At 70.5% G+C, this 16,114-nt stretch carries 17 protein-coding genes and 1 tRNA gene; 16 read left to right on the forward strand and 2 right to left on the reverse strand.

Annotated elements, in window-relative coordinates:
• Window positions 1–9 precede the first annotated feature (9 nt).
• From AOK01_RS07415 to AOK01_RS07480, 14 genes are all read left to right on the forward strand, one after another.
• Window positions 10–402, forward strand: coding sequence for an NADH-quinone oxidoreductase subunit A (locus AOK01_RS07415; RefSeq protein ID WP_055509744.1), 393 nt, complete (start codon window positions 10–12; stop codon window positions 400–402).
• Window positions 393–1,019 (forward strand): NADH-quinone oxidoreductase subunit B, encoded by a 627-nt coding sequence (locus tag AOK01_RS07420; RefSeq protein WP_055509713.1) that lies wholly within the window; start codon window positions 393–395, stop codon window positions 1,017–1,019. The genes AOK01_RS07415 and AOK01_RS07420 overlap by 10 nt, the downstream gene beginning before the upstream one ends.
• Window positions 1,016–2,044, forward strand: coding sequence for an NADH-quinone oxidoreductase subunit C (locus AOK01_RS07425; RefSeq protein ID WP_055509715.1), 1,029 nt, complete (start codon window positions 1,016–1,018; stop codon window positions 2,042–2,044). The genes AOK01_RS07420 and AOK01_RS07425 overlap by 4 nt, the downstream gene beginning before the upstream one ends.
• A complete protein-coding gene (locus AOK01_RS07430; protein WP_055509717.1) occupies window positions 2,041–3,009 on the forward strand; it encodes a complex I subunit 1/NuoH family protein in 969 nt (322 codons plus the stop codon). The genes AOK01_RS07425 and AOK01_RS07430 overlap by 4 nt, the downstream gene beginning before the upstream one ends.
• A 2-nt stretch (window positions 3,010–3,011) precedes the next feature.
• A complete protein-coding gene (locus AOK01_RS07435; protein WP_055509719.1) occupies window positions 3,012–3,683 on the forward strand; it encodes a NuoI/complex I 23 kDa subunit family protein in 672 nt (223 codons plus the stop codon).
• Window positions 3,680–4,366, forward strand: coding sequence for an NADH-quinone oxidoreductase subunit J family protein (locus tag AOK01_RS07440; protein WP_055509721.1), 687 nt, complete (start codon window positions 3,680–3,682; stop codon window positions 4,364–4,366). Before AOK01_RS07435 ends, AOK01_RS07440 begins: the two co-directional genes overlap by 4 nt.
• A complete protein-coding gene (gene nuoK / locus AOK01_RS07445) occupies window positions 4,366–4,797 on the forward strand; it encodes an NADH-quinone oxidoreductase subunit NuoK (RefSeq protein ID WP_055509723.1) in 432 nt (143 codons plus the stop codon). The genes AOK01_RS07440 and nuoK overlap by 1 nt, the downstream gene beginning before the upstream one ends.
• A complete protein-coding gene (locus AOK01_RS07450) occupies window positions 4,794–6,788 on the forward strand; it encodes an NADH-quinone oxidoreductase subunit 5 family protein (protein WP_055509725.1) in 1,995 nt (664 codons plus the stop codon). Before nuoK ends, AOK01_RS07450 begins: the two co-directional genes overlap by 4 nt.
• A 6-nt stretch (window positions 6,789–6,794) precedes the next feature.
• Complete coding sequence (locus AOK01_RS07455; RefSeq protein ID WP_055509727.1) at window positions 6,795–8,372, forward strand: NADH-quinone oxidoreductase subunit M; 1,578 nt, start codon at window positions 6,795–6,797, stop codon at window positions 8,370–8,372.
• Entirely contained in the window at window positions 8,369–9,958 is a 1,590-nt protein-coding gene (locus AOK01_RS07460) for an NADH-quinone oxidoreductase subunit N (protein WP_079103237.1), read from the forward strand. Before AOK01_RS07455 ends, AOK01_RS07460 begins: the two co-directional genes overlap by 4 nt.
• Before the next feature lie 234 nt (window positions 9,959–10,192).
• Window positions 10,193–11,056, forward strand: coding sequence for a zinc metalloprotease HtpX (gene htpX, locus AOK01_RS07465; RefSeq protein ID WP_055509729.1), 864 nt, complete (start codon window positions 10,193–10,195; stop codon window positions 11,054–11,056).
• Window positions 11,053–11,451, forward strand: a complete 399-nt coding sequence (locus tag AOK01_RS07470) for a YccF domain-containing protein (RefSeq protein WP_055509731.1) — start codon at window positions 11,053–11,055, stop codon at window positions 11,449–11,451. Before htpX ends, AOK01_RS07470 begins: the two co-directional genes overlap by 4 nt.
• A 13-nt stretch (window positions 11,452–11,464) precedes the next feature.
• On the forward strand, window positions 11,465–12,604 hold the full coding sequence (locus AOK01_RS07475) for a barstar family protein (protein WP_055509733.1): 1,140 nt from the start codon (window positions 11,465–11,467) through the stop codon (window positions 12,602–12,604).
• Between the two features lie 52 nt (window positions 12,605–12,656).
• Complete coding sequence (locus AOK01_RS07480; protein WP_055509735.1) at window positions 12,657–13,223, forward strand: SMI1/KNR4 family protein; 567 nt, start codon at window positions 12,657–12,659, stop codon at window positions 13,221–13,223.
• 27 nt (window positions 13,224–13,250) lie between these two features.
• Here the strand turns inward: AOK01_RS07480 and AOK01_RS07485 are convergent, their stop codons facing one another.
• Complete coding sequence (locus tag AOK01_RS07485; RefSeq protein WP_055509738.1) at window positions 13,251–14,540, reverse strand: APC family permease; 1,290 nt, start codon at window positions 14,538–14,540, stop codon at window positions 13,251–13,253.
• A gap of 232 nt (window positions 14,541–14,772) precedes the next feature.
• Here AOK01_RS07485 and AOK01_RS07490 point away from each other — a divergent pair, with 232 nt between their 5' ends.
• Window positions 14,773–15,039: a GlsB/YeaQ/YmgE family stress response membrane protein gene (locus AOK01_RS07490; protein ID WP_055509739.1), complete on the forward strand. Its 267-nt coding sequence runs from the start codon at window positions 14,773–14,775 to the stop codon at window positions 15,037–15,039.
• A gap of 112 nt (window positions 15,040–15,151) precedes the next feature.
• On the opposite strand, the gene AOK01_RS07495 is transcribed toward AOK01_RS07490, so the two are convergent.
• Window positions 15,152–15,640 carry a YajQ family cyclic di-GMP-binding protein gene (locus tag AOK01_RS07495; protein WP_055509741.1) on the reverse strand — a complete coding sequence of 163 codons (489 nt, stop codon included), beginning with the start codon at window positions 15,638–15,640 and terminating at the stop codon, window positions 15,152–15,154.
• Between the two features lie 363 nt (window positions 15,641–16,003).
• Between AOK01_RS07495 and AOK01_RS07500 the strand changes: the two genes are divergently transcribed.
• Window positions 16,004–16,085: transfer RNA gene (locus AOK01_RS07500), tRNA-Tyr, on the forward strand.
• The last annotated feature ends 29 nt before the right edge of the window (window positions 16,086–16,114 follow it).

Consider the following 16,114-nt stretch of genomic DNA (forward strand, 5'->3'; position numbering starts at 1 on the left):
GTGCCGGACGTGCCGGAACCGACCGTGGTCGCGGCGGACTACTTCGAGTCCTATTCGGTCGTCGGGCTGCTCGCCGTGGTCGGCGTGCTGTTCGTCGCCGTCGCCTTCGGAGCGGGCCGCCTGCTGCGGCCCGTCGTCCCCACACCCGAGAAGCTCATGACGTACGAGTGCGGAGTCGACCCCGTCGGTGAGGGCTGGGCCCACACCCAGGTCCGCTACTACGTGTACGCCTTCCTCTACGTGATCTTCGCCGTCGACTCGATCTTCCTCTTCCCCTGGGCGACGGTCTTCGCCGCGCCGGGCTACGGCGCGGCGACGCTCGTGGAGATGTTCATCTTCCTCGGCTTCCTGGCCGTCGGTCTGCTGTACGCATACAAGAAGGGCGTCCTCACATGGACGTGACCCCCACGGCCTCTTCGGCTCCCGAGCCCGTCCTCCTGCCGGAGCCCAAGCGGCTGGGCGCGCTCGCACGCCTGGCCCCCGAGCCGATGAAGGTGGTCCTGAACTGGGGCCGCCGCTACTCGCTCTGGGTCTTCAACTTCGGCCTCGCCTGCTGCGCGATCGAGTTCATCGCGGCGTCGATGGCCCGGCACGACTTCATCCGCCTCGGCGTCATCCCGTTCGCGCCGGGTCCGCGCCAGGCCGACCTGATGGTCGTCTCCGGCACGGTGACGGACAAGATGGCCCCCGCCGTCAAACGCCTGTACGAGCAGATGCCCGAGCCGAAGTACGTCATCTCCTTCGGCGCCTGCTCGAACTGCGGCGGCCCGTACTGGGACTCGTACTCCGTGACGAAGGGCGTCGACCAGATCATCCCCGTCGACGTGTACGTCCCTGGCTGCCCGCCCCGCCCGGAGGCGTTGCTCCAGGGCATCCTCAAGCTCCAGGAGAAGATCGCCCGGGAGTCACTGGGGGAGCGCTACGGGTCCTCCGGCGCCGGACGCCCCTCGGCGGCGGCCCTGCAGAGCGGACTCGTACCGCCGCCGGCCACGGAGTCCGCCGCGGGGGACGCCCGATGACCGGATGGCTCCCCGCTCCCGTGGAGGAACTCTTCGGCCCGGACGCCACAGCCGAGGAGTCGTACGAGGTGCTGACGGTCGACGTGCCGCCTCAGTCCTGGCTCGCCTCACTGCGGAGCGCGCGCGACACCCTCGGCTGCACCTACTTCGACTGGCTGAGCGCCGTCGACGAACCCGGCGCGAGTACCGGCGCGGAAGCCGGTGCCGAAGCGGGACCCGGTGGCGAATCCGGACCCGGCAGCGAATCCGGACCCGGTGGCGAATCCGGCGCGGGTTTCCGGGTCTCGGCCCACGTCGTGGCGCTGGCTCCGGTACGCCGCCTCCTCGTCCGTACGACGGTCCCGCACTCCGCACCCGTACTCCCCTCCGCCGTCGAGGTCTACGCGGGCGCCGCCTGGCACGAACGCGAGACCCACGAAATGTTCGGCGTCACCTTCGAGGGCCACCCCGGTCTGGACCCGCTTCTCCTCCCCGAGGGCTTCGAGGGCCACCCCCTCCGCAAGGACTTCGTCCTGGCGGCCCGCGTGGCGAAGGCCTGGCCGGGCGCGAAAGAGCCCGGGGAGTCGGAGCACGGCGGTCCGAAACGCCGCCAGATGCTCCCTCCGGGAGTCCCCGACCCGAACGAATGGGGCCCCCTCAAGGGCCAGCTTCCCCCGGCCCCCGCCCGCCCGGCCCGGGGCGGTGCCCGCGCGGCGGGCGACCGTCCGGTACGACGGGCTCGCACCGCGGGGGACGGCTCGGCGAGCCAGTCGACGACGCCGCCCGCGACGCCGCCCATGGAGGCGCCCCGGCGGCCCGACACCCCGGCTGAGCCAAAGGCACCCGCCGAGCCGAATCCCACGACGACCGAGCCGAGGCCCACGCCCGAGCCCAAGTCGCCCGAGGCGTCGCACGGTTCGGACGCCCCGTGGCACGACGCCCGCCCCACTTTCAGCGAGCCCGAGCCGCCGGCGAACGCACAACCCGACGACCCCAGCGACCCCAGCGACCCCAGTGACCCCGGCTCCACAGGAGGCGCGCAGTGAACGACGCGCTCGACGTCGCCCTGCGACTCCTCGTCGTCTTCGTCGTGTTCCTGACGTTCCCCCTGCTCGTGGGCCAGGCCGAGCACAAGGTGATGGCCCACATGCAGGGCCGCCTCGGCCCCATGTACGCGGGCGGTTTCCACGGCTGGGCCCAACTCGTCGCGGACGGCGTGAAGTTCGCGCAGAAGGAAGACATCGTCCCGGCGGGTGCGGACCGCCGTATCTTCCAGCTCGCCCCCGCCGTGGCCCTGCTCCCGTACCTCATGGTCCTCCTCGTCATCCCGGTCGGCCCGGGCGAGGGTGCGGTCGGCGAGGTCGTCGACGCGGGCATCTTCTTCGTCCTCGCCGTGATGGGCGTGAGTGTCCTCGGCTCGCTCATGGCGGGCTGGGCCTCGGCCAACAAGTTCTCCCTCCTCGGCGGTCTGCGCACCGCCGCGCAACTCCTCGCGTACGAACTCCCGATGCTGCTGACCGCCGCCTCGGTCGCCATGGCGGCCGGCACGGTCTCCCTCACCGGCATCGTCGACGCCTTCGAGTGGTGGTGGCTGCCCTGGCAGATCGTCGGCGCGATCGTCTTCTTCGTGGCGGGCCTCGCCGAACTCCAGCGCCCGCCCTTCGACATGCCGGTCGCCGACTCGGAGATCATCTTCGGCGCGTACACCGAGTACACGGGTCTGCGCTTCGCCCTGTTCCTCCTCGCCGAGTACGCCGGAATCGTCGTCCTGTGCGGCCTGACCACCGTGCTCTTCCTGGGCGGCTGGCACGGTCCGTGGGGCGCCGATGGACTCGGCTGGGTCTGGACCCTGCTGAAGGCGGCCGTCCTCGCCTTCGTCGTCATCTGGCTGCGGGTCACCTACCCCCGCCTGCGTGAGGACCAGCTCCAGAAACTCGCCTGGACCCTCCTCGTCCCCCTCTCCCTCGCCCAGATCGCCCTCACCGGCATCGTCAAGGTGGTGATCGCGTAACCATGTCCCCCCTCCCCGGCTCAGGCCTGGCCAAGGGCCTGGCCGTCACCCTGCGCACGATGACGAAGAAGACCGTCACCGCGCAGTACCCGGACGCCCAGCCCGAACTCCCGCCCCGCACCCGCGGAGTCATCGGCCTCTTCGAGGAGAACTGCACGGTCTGCATGCTGTGCGCCCGCGAGTGCCCGGACTGGTGCATCTACATCGACTCCCACAAGGAGACGGTGCCGGCCGCCGCGCCCGGTGGCCGTGAGCGCAGCCGCAACGTCCTCGACCGCTTCGCCATCGACTTCTCCCTCTGCATGTACTGCGGTATCTGCATCGAGGTCTGCCCGTTCGACGCCCTCTTCTGGTCCCCCGAGTTCGAGTACGCCGAGACCGACATCCACGAGCTCACCCACGAACGCGACAAGCTCCGCGACTGGATGTGGACCGTCCCGGCCCCGCCGGCCCTCGACCCCGGCGCCGAGGAACCCAAGGAGATCGCCGCCGCCCGCAAGACCGCCGACAAACTGGCCGCGGCGGAGGCGCAAGCGCAGGCAGAGGCGCAGGCGCAGGCGGAGGCGGAGGCGGAGGCCCAGGCAGGGGCGCAAGCCGAGCCCACCGAGCCGCAAGCCCGGCCCAGCGACCCGCAAGCCGAGCCGCCCACCGACCCGCGGGGAGGCGCATCGTGACTCCCGCCGCGGTCACCGTCTCGGCGGCCCGGGCCACGACCACCGCCGCCGAGACCCACGGCTTCCTCTCCCCGACCGGCGTCGAGATCGCCTTCCTCCTCGTCGGCCTGGTCACCTTCGGCGCCGCGATCGTCACGGTCACCACGAAGCAGCTGGTGCACGCCGCCCTGTGGCTCGTGGTCGCCCTCGGTGGCCTCGCCGTCGAATACCTCCTCCTCACGGCCGAGTTCATCGCCTGGGTGCAGGTCCTCATCTACGTCGGTTCCGTCGTCGTCCTCCTCCTCTTCGGTCTGATGCTCACCAGGGCCCCCATCGGCCGCTCCCCGGACGCCGACTCCGGCAACCGCTGGGCCGCCCTCACGGTGGCGATCGCCGCGGCCGGCGCCCTCGTCTGGGTCGTCGTCGACGCCTTCCGGACGACCTGGATCGACCTGGACGGCGCCGCCGCCGGCTCCACCGCGGTCACCGGCGCGAGCCTCTTCCAGAGCTGGGTGCTCCCCTTCGAGGCCCTCTCGGTCCTGCTGCTCGCCGCCCTGGTCGGCGCGATCGTCCTCTCCCGCAAGGCGAAGGCCAAGACAAAGGCAGAGGTAGAGGCAGAGGCCAAGACGAAGACGCCGGCCACCGCGAGCGACACCCCTCGGCGCGACGACGTTCCCCGGAGCGACAAGGAAGGCGCCCGCTGATGCACCTCGCCTATCCGGCCGTACTCTCCGCCCTCCTCTTCTGCACGGGCCTGTACGGAGTCCTCGCGCGCCGCAACGCGATCCTGGTCCTGATGTCCGTCGAGCTGATGCTCAACGCCGTCAACCTCAATCTCGTCGCCTTCGACGTCTGGCTCAGCAAGACCGCCCAGGACGCCCTGCACTCCGGCCAGGCCCTGACCCTGTTCACCATCGCCGTCGCGGCCGCCGAGATCGGCATCGGCCTGGCGATCGTCCTCGCCGTCCACCGCAACCGCGGCACCGCGGACATCGACAGGCTCCGCGACACCGCCGAAACCGACACCGACGCCGACGGCGCGGACGATGCCGGCGGCGCCGGGACCGCCGACGCCGACGACGACTCCGAGCCCGCCCGGAGCGAGCCGGCCGAGAAGGCTGAGGCCACCCCGTGACCACGACCACCCTCGCCGTCCTCGTCCCCCTCCTCCCGTTCCTGGGCGCGGTGGCCGGCCTGCTCCTGGGCCGCACCGCCCCCGGATTCGTACGCCCCCTCGCCGTCCTGCCCTCCCTCGCCGCCCTCGGACTCGCCGCGGTCGTCGCCGTACGCCAGGGCGGCGAACAGGCGGTGGACGTGGCGACCGAACTCACCCCCACCGGCTCGGTCCCCGTCGAACTCGCCCTGCACATCGACGGCTTCGCCGCCCTCGTCGCGATCCTCGTCGCCCTGGTCGCGACCTGCGTGCAGATCTACTCGACGGGCTACCTGCGCGACGACCCGCGCTACCCCTCGTACGCCGCTCTCGTCTCCCTCTTCACCTCCGCCATGCTGCTCGTCGTCTACTCCGGCGACCTGATGGTGCTGCTGGTCGGCTGGGAGATCATGGGCATCTGCTCGTACTTCCTCGTGGGCCACTACTGGGAGACCCCGGAAGCACGCGCCGCCTCCATCAAGGCCTTCCTCGTCACCAAGCTCGGCGATGTCCCCTTCCTGATCGGCCTGTTCGCGCTCGCCGCCGACACCGGTTCGTTCCGCATCACAAAAGTCCTCGGCAACGTCGCGAGCGGCGGACTCGACCACCCCACCCTCATCGCCCTGCTGCTCCTCGCCGGAGTGGCGGGCAAGTCGGCGCAGTTCCCGCTCCACACCTGGCTCCCCGACGCGATGGCGGGCCCCACCCCCGTCTCCGCGCTGATCCACGCCGCGACGATGGTCGCCGCCGGTGTCTACTTCGTCGCCCGGCTCCTCCCGGTCTTCGCCGCCTCCGCGGCCGCACTGGTGGTCCTCGCCGTGATGGCCGCCGTGACGATGGCCGGCTCGGCCCTCGCCGCGCTCGCCCAGGACGACATCAAACGGGTCCTCGCCTACTCGACGATCGGTCAGCTCGGCTACCTGACCGGTGCCCTCGCCGTCGGCGACCGCGGGGCCGCCGTCTTCCACCTCCTCACCCACGGCGCCTTCAAGGCGCTGCTGTTCCTCGCGGCCGGCGTGATCATCCACGCCGCCGGCACCAACTCCCTGGCCGCCATGTCCCGGATGAAGGACCTGCGCGCCCGGGTCCCCGACGCCTACTGGACGACGACCGTGGCGCTCCTCGCACTGGCCGCGATCCCGCCCTTCAGCGGCTTCTTCTCCAAGGAAGCCGTTCTCGGAGCCGCCGAGCACGCCGCCACCGGCCACGCCGAGAGCGTCCCCTCAGCCGCGGGCTGGATCGTCCTCGTCGCCGGCCTGGTGACGGCCCTGCTCACCGCCGCCTACGCGATGCGCCTGTGGCTGCTCGCCTTCCACGGTCACGGCACCGAAGCCCCCGACCACGGCAAGCAGCCCGTCGCCATGAACTCCGTGCTGTGGGTGCTCGCCCTCCCGTCCCTGGCTCTCGGACTCGCCACCGGGCTGCTGCCCGACTGGTTCGACGGACGGAACCTGACCCCGACCCTCACCACCGCCGTCCTCGGGACGGGGGTCGCCCTGGTCGGCGGCATCGTCACGTACGGCGCGTGGCAGCACACCACCGCCATGGCGGGCCGCGTCCCCCTGGGCGCGGTCGCGGCCCACCCGGAGGCCGACGGCGGCCTGGTCGAGGCCGAGGCCATCGCCAGCCACGGACCCGCGTACGGCAACGTGGCCTCCGCGCCCGACCCGGCGGATCCCGGCCGCCTGCTGCTCGGCCCGCTGCACCGCCACGCGGCCGTCGGTTTCCACCTCGACGCGGTGTACGCGGCGCTGTTCGTCCGTCCGGTCCAGGCCGCGGCCACGCTCGTCCGGTTCCTCGACCGCGAGGTCGTCGACACCTACGTACGCGGTGCGGGTGCCCTACCCCGCTGGCTCGGCGCGGCCGTCCGGCGCGCCCAGACCGGCAACGTGCAGACCTATGTGAGCGCGCTGCTCGCCGGCACCGTCGTCCTGGTGGTCGCCGCCCTCCTCGTCGCCACCGCGGGAGCGTGAGCAGGAGTGATCGATATCAACGAGTCCGTGATGCAGTTTCTTCTCGCGTTCATCGTCGTCGCCCCGCTCATCGGGGCCGTCGCGGCTCTCCTGCCGGCGCCGCCCGGGCTGAAGGGGAAGTCGCCCGAGCAGGCCGTACTGCGGCACGGGGTGATCGTCACCGGCGTCGTACTCATCGCCGCGGTCGCCCTCACGCTCGGCTTCGACCACGACCACCCGTCCAGGATGCAGGCCACGACGGACATCAGCTGGATTCCCGCACTCGACGTGCGGATCCACCTCGGCACCGACGGCATTTCCCTCCCCCTTCTCGTCCTTACCGCGCTCCTGACCTTCCTCTGCGCGCTCTACAGCTACTTCAAGATGCCCGCGGGCCCGACCCCGAAGGCCTTCGTCGCACTCGTCCTCGTCCTTGAGTCCGGCACCCTCGCGACGTTCGCCGTCCTCGACCTGCTGCTGTTCTTCCTGGCCTTCGAGACGGTGCTCATCCCGATGTACTTCCTCATCGCCCGCTGGGGCGGTGAGCAACGGACCCGGGCCGCCTGGAAGTTCATCCTCTACACCCTGCTCGGCTCCGTCGTCATGCTGCTGGGCCTGCTCCTGATCGGAATCAAGGCCGGCACCTTCGACATAGTGGCACTCGCCACTGACAATCACCCCGAGCTGACCACATCGGTGCAGGTCATCGCCGTTCTGGCGATCGGGATCGGGCTCGCGGTCAAGACACCGATGTGGCCGCTCCACAGCTGGCTGCCGGACGCGCACACCGCCGCCCCGACCGTCGGCTCGGTCCTGCTGGCCGGCGTGCTGCTGAAGATGGGCACGTACGGGTTCGTCCGCATCCTGCTGCCCGTCACGCCGGACGGCATGAGCACCTTCGCCCCGTACCTCGCGGCCTTCGCGGTCGTCGGGATCATCTACGGTTCGCTGGCCTGTCTGGCGCTCGCCAGGCAGGGCGCGAAGGGCGACCTCAAGCGGCTCATCGCGTACTCCTCGGTCGGCCACATGGGCTTCGTGCTCCTCGGGATCGCGTCGATGACCCCGACCGGCGTGAACGGCGCGCTGTTCGCGAACATCGCCCACGGCCTCATCACCGGCCTGCTCTTCTTCCTCGTCGGCGCGCTCAAGGACCGTACGGGCACGACCGACCTCGACACCCTCGCGCAGGAGACCGGCGCGGCGCTCTACGGCAGGGCCCCGCGCCTCGGCGGCCTGCTCGCCTTCGCCGCGGTCGCCTCGCTCGGACTGCCGGGCCTCGCCGGGTTCTGGGGCGAGATGCTCGCGCTGTTCGGCGCGTTCGACCCTGCCGACGGTCTCAGCCGGCCCGCGTTCCTGACGTTCATGACGATCGCCGCGTTCGGCACCCTGCTCACCGCCGCGTACATGCTCGTCGTGGTCCGCCGCGTCTGCATGGGTGCCACCTCGCAGCAGGAGAGCCCGAAACTCGCCGACGTCCGGACGTACGAGTTCGCCGCCTGGACCCCGCTCGTCGTCCTGACCGTCGTCGCCGGGCTCTGGCCCAAGGCCCTCCTCGGCCTGACCGACCCGGCCGTGCAGCAGCTCCTCTCAGGAGGCACCCGATGAGCCCCCAGGCCCAGTCCCTGGTCCAGGCCCAGCACGAGTCCCTGTCCCAGGTCCAGCACGAGTCCCTGTCCCAGGTCCAGGTCCAGGCCCAGTCCCTGGTCCAGTCCGTCGACTGGCTCGCGATCGCGCCGCCCACCATCGCGGCGGTCGTCGCCCTCGTGGTGCTCGTCGCCGACCTCTTCGTCGGCGACAAGAAGAAGGCCCTCCTCGGCTGGGTCTCCGTCGCGGGGCTCGCTGTCGCCGCGCTCGCGCTGCTGCCCCTCCTGGACGGCGACCGCTCCACGTTCTGCCTGACGGGCGACGCGGACGTGTGCAGCTACACGGCGGACCGGTTCACGCTGGTCATCCAGTTCCTCGTCCTCGGTGGCGCGCTCCTTGCGGCACTGCTGTCGATGACCGCCCTGAAGGACGCCGACAGGGAACTCCCCGAAGGGGAGTTCTGGTTCCTGCTGCTCTCCTCGGCCGCCGGCGCCGCCCTGCTGCCCGCCTCGCGCGACCTCGCCACCCTGATCGTCGCCCTGGAGGTCGCCTCCCTGCCCGCCTTCGCCCTCGTCGGCATCAAGCACGGCGACCGGAAGTCCTCCGAAGCGGCCCTGAAGTTCTTCCTGTCCTCGGTCACCGCGACCGCCGTGAGCCTGATGGGCATCAGCTTCGTCTACGCGTCGACAGGCACCCTGTACCTCACCGAGATCGCCACCAGGATCGAGGACGTCGACAGCCAGCTGCACACACTCGCCCAGGCGGGCGTCGTCCTCACCCTCGTCGGCTTCGCCTTCAAGACGGCCGCCGTGCCCTTCCACTTCTGGGTGCCCGACACCTACGTAGGAGCCCCTCTCCCGGTCGCCGCCTACCTGTCGGTCGTCGGCAAGGCGGTCGGCTTCTCCGGCCTGATCCTCGTCACCGTGATCGCCCTCCCGTCGTACGCGGACGTCTGGGGCCCGGCACTCGCCGCCCTGGCCGCCCTCACCATGACGGTCGGCAACGTCGGCGCCCTGCGGCAACGGACCACGCGCGCGTACAGCGCGGTACGGCTCCTCGCCTGGTCCTCCGTGGGACAGGCCGGCTACCTCCTGGTGCCGATCGCCGCCGCCGCCTACTCCGAGGACGCCGAAAAGGCCATCGGCTCCACCGTCGCGTACGCCCTCATGTACGCCGCCGTGAACCTCGGAGCCTTCGCCGTGGCCGCCCTGGTGGCGCGCACGAAGCCACTGAACCGGATCAGCGACTACCGCGGCCTGTACGCCTCGCGCCCCCTCGCCGCGCTCGTCCTCGGCTTCTTCCTGCTCTGCCTGGCCGGGCTGCCGCCGGGCATCATCGGCCTCTTCGCGAAGGTCACCGTCTTCTCGGCCGCCGTCGACGCGGGCCTCGGCTGGCTCGCCGTGGTCATGGCCGTCAACGTCGTGATCGCGCTCTTCTACTACCTCCAGTGGACGACCCTGCTGTTCCGTGCCCCCGAGGGCGAGCCCGAGTCGCACCGCGTCCCGGCCCCCCTCACCGTGGCGATCGCCCTGACCGCGGTCCTGGGCGTCGCGCTCTCCGGAGCACCTCAGCTCATCCTGCGGTTCTCGGACACCGGCCTCTTCTGACGCCTCTTCTGTCGCCTTTCCTGAAGCATCCGCAAGCAGTCCCACGCGCGCGTGGGGCGGTTGTCATATCACCCGGACAGCCGACGCGCGGCGCCCCGCGCACAAGGGAACTAGTGCTCTCCGCCTGGCGTTGACCAGTGAGGGAGGGTCCACTGGACCGTGGAGTCACGGAACCAGTGACGTCAGAGATCGACAAGCAGAGGTTCCCCTGCCGCACCATTTGGAGGGCGTACCGTGCACCGCCGGCACAACGGGCTCAGGACAGCCGTACTCCTCGGGGGACTGTCCGCACTCATCATCGTCATCGGCAGTTTCTTCGGGCGTATGGGCCTCGTCGTCGCACTCCTCATCGCGATCGGCACGAACGCGTACGCGTACTGGAACAGCGACAAACTGGCTCTACGCGCGATGCGCGCGCGCCCGGTGAGCGAGTTCGAGGCCCCGGCCCTCTACAAGATGGTCCGTGAGCTGTCCACGCAGGCCCGCCAGCCCATGCCCCGCCTGTACATCTCCCCGACCGAAGCACCGAACGCGTTCGCGACGGGCCGTAATCCCCGCAACGCCGCGGTGTGCTGCACCGAGGGCATCCTGCGCCTCCTGAACGAACGGGAACTGCGCGGCGTCATCGGCCACGAACTGAGCCACGTCTACAACCGCGACATCCTCATCTCGTCCGTCGCGGGCGCCCTGGCCTCCGTCATCATGTTCCTGGTCAACTTCGCCTGGCTGATCCCGATCGGCCGCTCCAGCGACGACGACGGCCCCGGCCTCCTCGGCATGCTGATGATCATGATTCTCGGCCCGCTCGCCGCGTCCGTCATCCAGCTCGCCATCAGCCGCTCCAGGGAGTACGAGGCGGACGCGTCCGGCGCCCAGCTCACCGGCGACCCGCTGGCCCTCGCGAGCGCCCTGCGCAAGCTGGAGGCGGGCACGAAGCAGCTCCCGCTGCCTCCGGAGCCGCGCATCGAGACCGCGAGCCACATGATGATCGCCAACCCCTTCCGCCCTGGCCAGGGACTCTCCAAAATGTTCTCAACGCACCCGCCGATGGCGGAGCGCATCTCCCGGCTCGAACGGATGGCAGGTCGCCCGCAGTGAAGACAATCCTCAACATCATCTGGCTGGTCCTCAGCGGCTTCTGGCTGTTCCTCGGCTACGTCTTCGCGGGCGTACTGCTGTGCGTCACGATCATCGGCATACCGTTCGGCGTCGCGGCGTTCCGTATCGGCGCCTACGCGCTGTGGCCGTTCGGCCGCACGACGGTGGAGCGCCGTGACGCGGGCGCGCCGTCCTTCATCGTCAACATCCTGTGGTTGATCCTCGCCGGCTGGTGGCTGGCCCTCGCCCACATCGTCACGGGCCTCATCCAGTGCGTGACGATCATCGGCATCCCTCTGGGCATCGCCAACTTCAAGCTCATCCCGGTCTCCCTGTTCCCCCTGGGCCGCGACATCGTGAGCACGGACCAGCCGTTCACGTCGCCGGCCCGGTAGGACGGCGCCGAGGGTGCCGCGGCCCAAGTACGCCCTGACGGCGTACGACCCCGACGCGGAGTACGACGACAACTGGGCCCTGTGCGCGGACGCCGAGAACCTCTTCGGCGACCCGCCGGCTCCCCCACGCGGTACGTACGAACTGATCGGCTGCGCCCCCGCAGGGGAGTTGGACAAGGCCCTCGCACGCGCGCGTGCCGACGGTTCGGCACCGCTGGGCATCCTCACCCTGGAGATCCTCGACAAGAACGGCGAGCGGGTCGAGGAGTGGTCCCTGGCGGACGTACGCGTCCTCGGCGACCGCCCGTGCGCACGCGACCTGTCACTGCGCGACATCACCGTCGAGGCGCGCGAGCCCCCGCACAACCCGTTCGACTACCCCCAGTGCCCACCGCTCTCCCCGGGCTACCGCCTGCTCGGCGCCGAGGACGAACCATGGGGCAGCTGTCGGGACCTGGCCCACGTCCCGGACGGGCGGCCGGACCTCGTCGAACCACCCGTGCGGCTGCTCGGGTGCTCCCCGCGCGGAGCCCTCCTTACGGCCCTGGACGCGGGCGAGGAGGATCTCGGACACGCCAAGCTGGTACGCCTCGACACGGCGGGCCACGCCGTCCAGACCGCGGTAGAGGGCGAACTCGTCGCGTGGATCCCCTCGGCGCGCGGTCGCGGCCTGGTGGACCTCGCACTGGAGCCCTGGTCGGACCGGCCGCCGACCGCGGCCGAGCAGGTCTGGGAGCGGTGGGACGGCGGCCGGCCCACCGAGCCCGGCCTCTGGGCCCGGTGCACGACGGAGGGACGCCACCACTGGCTGACCACGGCGCTGGGCCGTCACGAGGCCCACCGACCCGACGCGGAGCCCGGCGGTACGTATCACCTCGACGGTCGCCACATCGTCGACGAGCCGGGCTTCTTCTGTGCGCTCGGCGAGGCGGTCAACGGACCGGGCGGCTACTTCGGCTGGGGCATCGACGCGCTGGCGGACTGCCTCTGCGGCCGCCGGGGCGCCCGGCGTCCCTTCACCCTGGTCTGGCACGACGCCGAGGTGGCCCGCACCTGCCTCGGCCTCGTACCGCGCACCGACCACCGCCCGTGGACGTTCGAGGAACTCCTCGCCCTCCTCGTGGACGAGGGCATCGACGTCCGCCTCGCCTGAGGGTTGTCCACAGGCCGGCCCGATTGTCAGTGGCGCGCTGCATCATGAATGCATGACCGAGATCGAGCAATTGATGGCACGTGTCTCCGTGGAGGCGCGCAACTCCCGGCCGTGGGGCTGGCCTTCGCTCCCCGAGCCCGTGGACGCGGCCACGCTCGCCCGCGCCGAGTCCGCCCTCGGCTTCTCCGTCCCGCCGCTGCTCGCCGCGCTCTACCTGCGGATAGGAGACGGAGGTTTTGGTCCGGAGTACGGCCTGCTGCCCCTGCTCGACAGCCCTCCCTCGGGCGAGCCCGCCGTCGTCACGCAGTACCTCGCCCACCGCGAGAGCGGCCGCAAGGACCCCGACTGGCCCTGGCCGGACGGCATCCTGCCGATATCCCACTGGGGCTGCGGCATGTACGCGTGCGTGGACTGCCGCACCCCGGACGCCACGGTCCTCCTGTTCGAGCCGAACACCGACGACGCCGACCACGCGTGGTACGTGGACGCCCCCACCCTCACGGCCTGGCTCCACGCCTGGCTCGACGGCACCGGCTGGTACGGCGAACTCAACGACGACACGGACCTGGAGCCCTGGGGAGACTTCCGCATACGTACGGGGGCGGCGCGAGCCTCATAGCGCGCGACCCCCGGCGCCGACGAGCGATCAGCGCGAGCCCAGTCGCCTCCGCACCCCGTACGCGACCGCTCCCGACCCCAGCACACCGGCCCCCACGGCCACGGACACCCATGGCAAGGCGAAAGCCAGCGTCACGCACCCCACCAGCCCCACCGCGGGCACGACCCGCGACATGACCGCCGAACCGAGTGTCCAGGCCGAGGCGTTGGCGATCGCGTAATACACCAGCACCCCGAAGGAGGAGAAGCCGATCGCACCCCGCACATCCACCGTCGCGGCCAGCACCGCGACCACCACCCCGACCGCGAGCTCCGCCCGATGGGGCACCCGGAAACGCGGATGCACGGCGGCCAGTCCACCCGGCAGATGCCGGTCTCGGGCCATGGCCAGCGTCGTCCGCGACACCCCCAGGATCAGCGCGAGAAGGGAGCCGAGCGCCGCCACCGCCGCACCCACCCGTACGACAGGGACGAGCCCCGGCGCCCCGGCGGCACGCACCGCGTCGGCGAGCGGCGCCGTCGCCTGCCCGAGTCCCTCCGTCCCCAGCACGGAGACGACAGCGACTGCCACACCCGCGTACACCACCAGCGCGATGCCCAGCGCGAGCGGGATCGCGCGCGGAATGGTGCGCGCCGGATCGCGTACCTCCTCGCCGAGGGTGGCGATCCGTGCGTACCCGGCGAAGGCGAAGAACAGCAGACCGGCTGCCTGAAGCACCCCGCCCGCGCCCCTGGAGACGCCCACGTCGAGCCGCTCGGCAGCGGAGCCCTCGGAGGTCAGGCACACGACCACGACGGAAGCGAGGACCGCGAGAACCACCGCCACGATCGCCCGCGTCAGCCACGCGGACTTCTGCACCCCGCCGTAGTTCACCGCGGTCAGTGCCACCACGGCCCCGACGGCCACCGCGTGCGCCTGCCCCGGCCAGACGTACGTGCCCACGGTGAGCGCCATCGCCGCACACGAGGAGGTCTTGCCCACGACGAACGACCAGCCCGCCAGATATCCCCAGAACTCGCCGAGCCGCTCCCTGCCGTACACATACGTGCCGCCCGACGCGGGATAGCGGGCGGCCAGGCGCGCCGAAGCAGTCGCGTTGCAGTAGGCGACAACGGCGGCGACGCCCAGGGCGAGGAGCAGCCCGGATCCCGCGGCGCGCGCCGCGGGCCCCAGCGCGGCGAAGATGCCCGCACCGATCATCGAGCCGAGGCCGATGACCACGGCGTCGCCGACGCCGAGCGTCCGCCGCAGCTCGGCCGTACCCTGCGGCGAACCGGCCCCGGCAGAACCCGGCCGACCGGGATCGGACTGTGTCATGAGCCGCACCCTACTGATCGGTGCAACCGGTCGCCGTCGCGCCGACGTCTTCCCCAACAACACCAAACGAACAGAAGTAACGAGCAAGAAGAGCAAAGCCGAAAACGAAAACGAAACAGAAGAACGAAACAGAAGAACGAAACAGAAGAACGAGACGCGGGAGCGGTACGGCCACAGCCTGGTGCGAGCAAGATCACAGCACAGGTACAGCACGAAGGGGCAGGTTCACGGCATGGGCATCATCAGCTGGATCATTCTGGGGCTGCTGGCCGGGGCCATCGCCAAGTTCCTGCTGCCGGGACGCGATCCGGGCGGCTTCATCGGCACGACACTGATCGGCGTCGCGGGCGCGTTCATCGGCGGGTGGATATCCGCCCGCTGGCTGGACCACCCGATCGCCAAGGACTTCTATGACGGCGCCACCTGGGCCGCCTCGATCGGCGGCGCGCTGGTCCTGCTGGTCGCCTACCGCATCCTGTTCGGCAACTCGCGCAACTGAGTGCGCGCCCCCGGAACCGCAGCCGGCAGACGGGAAGGGTGGGCACCCCTGAGCGCCCACCCTTCCCGTACGCGCGGTCGGCGTCCGTCGTACAGCCGGGTTGTCCGGGTTGTCACCGGTAGTTGACGAACTGCAGAGCGAAGTCGAAGTCCTTGCCCTTGAGCAGGGCCTGCACGGCTTGCAGGTCGTCACGGCTCTTCGAGCTGACGCGGAGTTCCTCGCCCTGCACCTGCGCCTTCACGCCCTTCGGGCCCTCGTCACGAATGATCTTCGCGACCTTCTTGGCGTTGTCCTGGGAGATGCCCTCCTCGATCGAGGAGAAGATCTTGTACTCCTTGCCGGAGAGCTGCGGCTCACCGGCGTCCAGCGACTTCAGCGAGATGCCCCGCTTGATCAGCTTGGACTGGAAGACGTCGAGGATGGCCTTGACCCGCTCCTCGGAGTTCGCCTCCATGAGGATCTTCTCGCCGGACCAGGAGATGGAAGCGCCCACGTTCTTGAAGTCGTAGCGCTGCGAGATCTCCTTGGCGGTCTGGTTGAGGGCGTTGTCGACCTCCTGCCGCTCGACCTTCGAGACGATGTCGAAACTGGAGTCGGCCATGTCCTGTGGCTCCTTGTATCGGGGTGCGTAGCGGCGACCGTCGAGCCCACATCGGTCCCGGGCCGCATCCGCATAAGCCTAAGGGCTGTCCCGTCATCCCGGGCGGGCGCACGACGACAGCTACGGCACCTCGCCGCGTTGTCGGATCGCCCGAATACGCCCAGTATGAGGACGACCCTCCGCCTTGCGATGCACCGCATCCGACGCCGCGCGCTGATCCACCCGGGATTTCGGGACAGCCCTTAGTCACCCCGCCCTCCGAGCACCGATCAATCAGGTGGCGAAGCACCCCCGGCCATCGGGTATCGTTTACGTCGTTGCCACGGAGCACCGCCGAAGAGCGGTTCGAACGGCAGTCACCTTGGCGGTGTGCCCGAGCGGCCAAAGGGAGCAGACTGTAAATCTGCCGGCCATGCCTACCCAGGTTCGAATCCTGGCGCCGCCACACTCAGAGAAGAAGCCCTCTCTGAACTG

It is taken from the genome of Streptomyces aurantiacus, assembly GCF_001418335.1.
Classification (GTDB): domain Bacteria; phylum Actinomycetota; class Actinomycetes; order Streptomycetales; family Streptomycetaceae; genus Streptomyces; species Streptomyces aurantiacus.

Excerpts from the sequence above, each read along its gene's own strand:
- AOK01_RS07420 (WP_055509713.1), top strand. The coding sequence starts at position 393 with ATGGACGTGACCCCCACGGCCTCTTCGGCTCCCGAGCCCGTCCTCCTG.
- AOK01_RS07425 (WP_055509715.1), top strand. The coding sequence starts at position 1,016 with ATGACCGGATGGCTCCCCGCTCCCGTGGAGGAACTCTTCGGCCCGGAC.
- AOK01_RS07435 (WP_055509719.1), top strand. The coding sequence starts at position 3,012 with ATGTCCCCCCTCCCCGGCTCAGGCCTGGCCAAGGGCCTGGCCGTCACC.
- nuoK (WP_055509723.1), top strand. The coding sequence starts at position 4,366 with ATGCACCTCGCCTATCCGGCCGTACTCTCCGCCCTCCTCTTCTGCACG.
- AOK01_RS07460 (WP_079103237.1), top strand. The coding sequence starts at position 8,369 with ATGAGCCCCCAGGCCCAGTCCCTGGTCCAGGCCCAGCACGAGTCCCTG.
- AOK01_RS07480 (WP_055509735.1), top strand. The coding sequence starts at position 12,657 with ATGACCGAGATCGAGCAATTGATGGCACGTGTCTCCGTGGAGGCGCGC.
- AOK01_RS07485 (WP_055509738.1), bottom strand. The coding sequence starts at position 14,540 with ATGACACAGTCCGATCCCGGTCGGCCGGGTTCTGCCGGGGCCGGTTCG.
- AOK01_RS07490 (WP_055509739.1), top strand. The coding sequence starts at position 14,773 with ATGGGCATCATCAGCTGGATCATTCTGGGGCTGCTGGCCGGGGCCATC.
- AOK01_RS07495 (WP_055509741.1), bottom strand. The coding sequence starts at position 15,640 with ATGGCCGACTCCAGTTTCGACATCGTCTCGAAGGTCGAGCGGCAGGAG.